The sequence below is a fragment of the Arthrobacter sp. 10T413_2 genome (assembly GCF_056394205.1).
In genome coordinates, this window is sequence record NZ_JBFTHK010000006.1 from 60,605 (window position 1) to 67,085 (window position 6,481).

5 protein-coding genes are annotated in these 6,481 nt (G+C 68.3%); 3 read left to right on the plus strand and 2 right to left on the minus strand.

Features of this window, described 5'->3' with window-relative positions; genetic code table 11:
• Window positions 1–22 precede the first annotated feature (22 nt).
• Window positions 23–2,578 carry an ATP-dependent DNA ligase gene (locus AC1DBQ_RS02315; RefSeq protein ID WP_476926958.1) on the plus strand — a complete coding sequence of 852 codons (2,556 nt, stop codon included), beginning with the start codon at window positions 23–25 and terminating at the stop codon, window positions 2,576–2,578.
• Here AC1DBQ_RS02315 and AC1DBQ_RS02320 read toward each other — a convergent pair.
• The gene (locus tag AC1DBQ_RS02320; protein WP_476926953.1) at window positions 2,575–3,072 is read right to left on the minus strand and encodes a hypothetical protein; all 498 of its coding nucleotides are present in this window, start codon (window positions 3,070–3,072) and stop codon (window positions 2,575–2,577) included. The two genes, AC1DBQ_RS02315 and AC1DBQ_RS02320, sit on opposite strands and share 4 nt — an antisense overlap.
• A 131-nt stretch (window positions 3,073–3,203) precedes the next feature.
• Between AC1DBQ_RS02320 and AC1DBQ_RS02325 the strand changes: the two genes are divergently transcribed.
• Both AC1DBQ_RS02325 and AC1DBQ_RS02330 read left to right on the plus strand, forming a co-directional pair.
• Complete coding sequence (locus AC1DBQ_RS02325; RefSeq protein WP_476926954.1) at window positions 3,204–4,808, plus strand: MFS transporter; 1,605 nt, start codon at window positions 3,204–3,206, stop codon at window positions 4,806–4,808.
• 187 nt (window positions 4,809–4,995) lie between these two features.
• The gene (locus AC1DBQ_RS02330; RefSeq protein ID WP_476926955.1) at window positions 4,996–6,138 is read left to right on the plus strand and encodes an FUSC family protein; all 1,143 of its coding nucleotides are present in this window, start codon (window positions 4,996–4,998) and stop codon (window positions 6,136–6,138) included.
• Here the strand turns inward: AC1DBQ_RS02330 and AC1DBQ_RS02335 are convergent.
• The coding region (locus AC1DBQ_RS02335; RefSeq protein ID WP_476926956.1) for an SDR family NAD(P)-dependent oxidoreductase at window positions 6,063–6,481 on the minus strand (419 nt) is incomplete at its 5' end. The two genes, AC1DBQ_RS02330 and AC1DBQ_RS02335, sit on opposite strands and share 76 nt — an antisense overlap.

A 6,481-nucleotide genomic window follows, 5' to 3' on the forward strand; every position in this document is an offset into this window, starting at 1 on the left:
CCTGACCAATCTGGACAAGGTCATGTATCCGGAAACCGGCACCACCAAGGCAGACGTTCTGGCCTACTACGCCGCCGTCGCGCCGGTGCTGATCCCGGCGGTCCGGAACCGACCGGCCACCCGGAAACGCTGGGTCCACGGCGTGGGAACGGCCGAGGAGCCGGGGCAAGTGTTCTTCCAGAAAAATCTGGACGAATCGGCACCCGGCTGGATTTCCCGGGCGGCCATCAAGCACAAAGAGCACACCAACCAGTACCCCCTGGTCAACGATGCCGCCACCCTCGCCTGGCTCGCCCAGATCGCCGCCCTCGAAATCCATGTCCCCCAGTGGCGGGTCGATTCGCACGGCCGGGCCCTGCCGCCGGACCGGATGGTGCTGGACCTGGACCCCGGCGACGGGGCCGGGCTGGCCGAATGCGCGGAAGTGGCCAAACTGGCCCGCGCCATCCTGCAGGACGTCGGTCTGGACCCCGTCCCCGTGACCAGCGGAAGCAAAGGCATCCATCTCTACGCCGCGCTGGACGGAACCCGGGGCTCTGAGCAGATCTCGGACTTCGCCCATGAACTGGCCCGCGCCCTGGAAGCGGACCATCCGGACCTGGTGGTCAGCGACATGAAGAAGATCCTGCGCACCGGGAAGGTCCTGGTCGACTGGAGCCAGAACAGCGCGGCGAAGACCACGATCGCGCCCTACTCGCTGCGCGGGCGGCTGCGGCCCACAGTGGCGGCGCCGCGGACCTGGCGGGAGCTCAGCTCCGCGTCCCTGCGCCAGCTGGACTACCACGAGGTCATGAAGCGCGTGCAGTCCGGCAAGGATCCGTTCGCCGCGGTCTCAGGCGGCAGTGCCGCCGATCCCCGGCTCGAGCCCTACCGGGCGAAGCGGGACGCGAACTCCACCCCCGAACCCTTCGCGGCGGACGCCCGCGCCGCCGGCACCGGCGCCGGGGCCGGTCTGCTGCGGGAGTCGTTTGTCATCCAGGAGCACCACGCCAGCCGGCTGCACTACGACTTCCGCCTTGAACGCGACGGCGTGCTGGTGTCCTGGGCGTTGCCCAAGGGTGTCCCCACCAGCAAGGCCACCAACCACCTCGCGGTCCAGACCGAGGACCATCCGCTGGACTACGCGGACTTCGAGGGTGTCATTCCCAAAGGCCAGTACGGCGCCGGGACGGTCAGCGTCTGGGACCGCGGCTACTACGACTGCGAAAAGTGGATCGCCGGCAAGGAGGTCATTGCCACGCTGACCGGCGCAGAAGGCGGCGGCCTCGGCGGCACCCGCAGGTTCGCCCTGATTCACACCGGCCAGGCCGACGACCAGTGGCTCATCCACCTGATGGACCCGGCGGGGCCGCACAAGGGACCCCGGGCAGCAGCGCCCGCAGACCAAGTGACCGGGCAGGAGACCAGACAGGAGACCGGAACGGACCCGGGACCGGATGCCGCGCCCGGCGGCGGGCAGGAGGCGGCGCCCGGCGGCGGGCAGGAGGCGGCGCCCGGCGGCTCCCCCGGGGAGCCGGCGGCCCCGGAACTTGACCCGCCACCAGGCCGGGCACGAGTCCCGGACCCTGCACCCGCACCCGATGTCTCCGGCTTCAGCCCCATGCTGGCCAGCGCCGGGACCGCTGCCGACCTCGCGGACAAGGACTGGCAGGTCGAGCTCAAGTGGGATGGCGTCCGGGCCTTGGTCATCGGCGATGCCACGACCGTCAGGCTCGTCAGCCGCAACGGCAACGACATGTCCGCGAGCTACCCGGAGCTGACGGACCGGTCCCTCTGGCCGGAACAGGACTTCGTCACGGACGGCGAGATCATCGCCGTCGGGCGCACGGGGCGGCCGGACTTCGGCCTGCTGCAGGGCCGCATGAAACTGACCAAGGCCGCCGACGTCGCAAAAGCGCAGGACTCGACGCCGGTGCGGCTGATGTTGTTCGATCTCCTCTTCGACGCCGGCGAGGACCTGCGGCCCCTGCCGCTCAGCGAGCGCCGGCTCCGGCTCGAGCGCTTCTTCCGCCCCTCCGGGGCCCGCGTCGAGCTCTCCGGCATCATCGACGCCGGCGACGCGCACAAAATCAGCGTCAGGCACATCCTGGAAAGCGTCGCTGAGCTGGGACTGGAGGGGGTCATGGCCAAGCGCACGGACGGCCGCTATGTCGGCCAGCGCAGCCGGTCCTGGCTCAAGCTCAAGCTTGAGCGGACCCAGGAAGTGGTGGTGGGCGGCTGGCGGACCGGAAACGGCGAGCGCCGGGAATCCGTGGGCTCGCTGCTGCTGGGGATCCCGGATGGCTCGAAGCTCCGGTACGTGGGGCGCGTGGGCAGCGGCTTCAGCACCCGTGAACTGAAGGAACTCCGGCAACAACTGGACGCCCTGCCCCGGAAGACATCCCCGTTCCGGGAGGTACCGGACGCCGATGCCGCAGACGCGCACTGGGTGAGCGCAAAACTCGTCGGCGAGGTCAGCTACGGGGATTGGACCGGGGGCGGGAAGCTGCGGCACCCGGTGTGGCGCGGCTGGCGCCTGGATAAGACGCCAGCCGACGTTGTGGTCGAACCTGTTGCCGGTCCTGCCGCGGGACCTTAGTCGTGGTGGGGCATCTGCGGACGGCTCTGCCGGTGAATGGCCGCGTCGGCCACCTGCTGGCCTTGCCGTCCGCGGGTGGTGTCACGGTCCTTGGGATGACGGTGTTTGCCGCTGCCGTCCGGCCATTGCTGTCCTTGGGCTGCCGCCGGGGGAACGTGGTGCAAGGCCTCCGGTCCGGGAGCCTCATCCATCGACTGCGCCAGATGGCTCGCAACCTCGGGCTCGATTTCTTCTCCGAACTGATGATCCGCCATCGATCTTCCTTTCCGCTGAAAATAACCGCTGTGAAATGAAGTGTTCATCAATCGTAGGGCTGCAGGGATGAGATGTCTGTAGCAGGTGCCGGCGGACTTTCCTTCGGCCTGAATCCGGCCCAAAAACGAGCGTTTGCGGTGGCTGGCGCGGAAAATTTTGGCCACTGCACCGCGGGCAGTGCCGGTTCCCAGTAACCGCGCGGTGAAACAGGGCAAAAGAATGTGGACAATTGCCCCCAAATAGAACCTCAAATGCGGGATGATACGGCACCGAACTCGGAAACTCCATAGAAATCCCGTAAAATTGAAAGCCTGCCCAGAGCGGGGCAGCTACAAGTCGCAAGCAAATGACCTCCATAGGAGTGGCCCAAATGCCCACAGACCGAAGCATGACCGACTCTTCAGCAGGCGTTTTGAGCGCCAGCGGAACCAACCAAGTGGCACCCAAGGGTGCGAAGAAACCAAAGCTGCGTCGCCGTCGACTCCGTGAGTCCGACGTCAACGTTGTCGACCAGCCGATGCTCAAGAAGGCGCTCGGCGGCACCATCGTGGGTAACACCATGGAATGGTACGACGTCGGCGTGTTCGGCTACCTGATCACCACCATGGGACCGGTGTTCCTGCCGGATGCGGACAAGTCCGTCCAGACCCTGTTCCTGCTGGGAACCTTTGCCGCCACCTTCATCGCCCGCCCCCTCGGCGGCGTCGTGTTCGGCTGGCTCGGCGACAAGGTCGGCCGCCAGAAGGTGCTCGCCGCGACCCTGATGATCATGGCCGCCAGCACATTCGCCGTCGGGCTCCTGCCCGGCTATGCCCAGATCGGCATCTGGGCTGCGGTCCTGCTGGTCCTATTCAAAGTCATCCAGGGCTTTTCCACCGGCGGCGAATACGCCGGTGCCACCACCTTTGTCAGCGAGTACGCCCCGGACAAGCGGCGCGGATTCTTCGCCAGCTTCCTGGACATGGGCAGCTACCTCGGCTTCGCCCTTGGCGCGGCACTCGTTTCGGTGCTGCAGCTGACCCTCGGCCAGGACACCATGGAGCAGTGGGGCTGGCGCATTCCGTTCCTCCTTGCCGGTCCGCTCGGCCTGATCGCCGTGTACTTCCGGAGCAAGATCGAGGAATCGCCGCAGTTCCAGGCCACCCTGGATGCCCAGGACAGCCTGGCCAAGGACGCCACCGCCTCGGACGCCGCAGCCTCCAAGGGCCCGGTGGGCATCGTGAAGGCATACTGGCGCTCCCTGATCGTGGCGATGATACTGGTCGCGGCGGCAAACACCGCCGGCTATGCCCTGACCTCCTATATGCCGACGTACCTCACCGAGTCCAAGGGCTACGACGAGCTGCACGGCACGCTGCTGACCATCCCCGTACTGGTCATCATGAGCCTGTGCATCCCGCTGACCGGCAAGCTCTCTGACCGGATCGGCCGCCGCCCCGTGCTGTGGATCGGTGCCATCAGCACGGTTGTGCTGGCTACCCCGGCGTTCCTGCTCATCGGCATCGGCGAAATCTGGTCCACCCTGGCCGGCCTCTCCCTGATTGCCTTCCCGGTGACGTTCTACGTGGCCAACCTGGCCTCTGCCCTGCCGGCCCAGTTCCCGACCGCCAGCCGCTACGGCGCCATGGGCATCGCGTACAACTTCTCCGTGGCCATCTTCGGCGGCACCACGCCGTTCATCGTGGCCGCCCTCATCAATGCAACCGGCAACGACATGATGCCGGCCTACTACCTGATGGCCACCTCCGCGATCGGCGCAGTGGCGATCTACTTCCTCAAGGAGTCCGCCCAGATGCCGCTCCCGGGCTCCATGCCGAGCGTGGACACCCAGGCCGAGGCCCGCGAACTGGTCGCGACGCAGGACGAAAACCCGCTGATCGACCTCGAGCACATGGACATGCCGATGGTCCCGGCACCGGCCGCAGACTCGGCCGCAGGGCGCGTCGACGCCGGTAAAGTCCCGGCTCGGGCCTAGTCCGGCCCGTCCCGGCCCGGCAGCAGTCCGGACTCCGTAACAGCCCCGCCCTTTGAGGCCTGTTCCGTATGCTTACCCGTTGGGGGATGCATACGGAACAGGCCTTAGGCGTGTCCGCCCTCCGATCAGCCCCCGGGGAATCCCGGAGAACCCGGGGAAACCCCGGAGAAAGCCGAGAGGCAGTCTCATGTCCCTGCAGCGCCACGTGCGTTCGCTGCACAGCCTGGCCCCGGCCAACAAAGACCACGTGTCGGCGTGGCGGGTGGCGATCAGCGTCGCCGTGCCGTCCCTGGTGCTCCTGGCAACCGGGCGGCCGGAGCTGATCGCCTACGCCGTCTTCGGCGCACTGACCGGCATGTACGGCCGCACCGAGCCCCACCAGCTCAGGCTCCGGCACCAAGGCCAGGCGGCTGTCCTCCTGCTCACCGGCGTAGGAACGGGCGTCCTCCTCTCGGCCCATCACATCCACTCGTGGGCGCTGGTGATCACGGAGGCCGTGTTCGCCGGCGCGGGATCGCTGTTCGCGGACAGGACCACCCTGAAACCGGCCGGCCCCTTCTTCGGGATCCTGGCGCTGGGGGCGTGCGCGTCCGTTCCCGCCACCGTCCCCTGGCATTCCGCCGTCCTCATCGCCGCCGGATCGGCCGCGTTCTCGATCGCCGTCGGCTTTGGCGGCTGGTTCCGGGGCCGGACCTGGCAGCGCGGCTGGCGGCGGGATGCCCCGGTACTGCGCGGGGAACGCCGCCGGGCCGCGTGGCTTCACGCCGCCCGCTACGTCAGCGCCGTCGGGGCCGCCGGGGCCATCGGTGTCCTCAGCGGCAGCGGCCACCCGCACTGGGCCATGGCCGCCGCCGCGGTGCCGCTTGCCGGGGCGGATCTACCCAGCAGCGTCTACCGCGGCATCCACAGGATCGTCGGCACACTCCTGGGCCTCGTGGTGGTGGCAGCCGTCTTGTTCCCCTGGCCGGGATCCCCGCTGCAGGCCTTCCCCGGCCACTCAGCTGCCGTCATGGCCTGCCTGGTGATCGTCCTGCAGTTCAGCACGGAGCTGTTCATGACCCGGCACTACGGCCTCGCCATGATCTCCTTCACCCCGGTGATCCTGCTCATCGGACAGCTCGCGGCGCCGGCCGACCCGCAGGTCCTGGTGACCGAACGGGCCGTCGAGACGCTGGTGGGCGCCGCCGTCGGGATCCTCGTCGTCGTACTGATCCGGCACGGTCGCGCGGACGGCCCCGGAGGAACCCGGCGCTCTTACTTCGCGCGGCGCGGCGGTCCCGCGACGAGCCGCGACGGGAGCACCCGCGAAACCGATGTCAGGACCTTGTAGCGCCTGCTGGGAATCGAGACGGCCTTGCCCTTGGCGTTATCGGCCAGGGCCTCGCTGACCACCTGGCGGGCCTCGAGCCACATCCAGCGCGGCGCCACGGTCTTGTCCATCCCCATCCGGTCGTGGAACTCGGTGTGGGTGAAGCCGGGGCACACGGCAGTGACCTGCACCCCGCGCGCCGCGTAGGCCATATTGGCCCAGCGCGAGAAACTCAGCAGCCACGCCTTCGCCGCCGAGTACGTGCCGCGGGGCAGGAAGGCCGCCACGCTGGCGACGTTGATGATCCTGCCGGACTGCCGGGCGAGCATGCCCTGCAGGGCGGCATGAGTCAGCTCCATGGCGG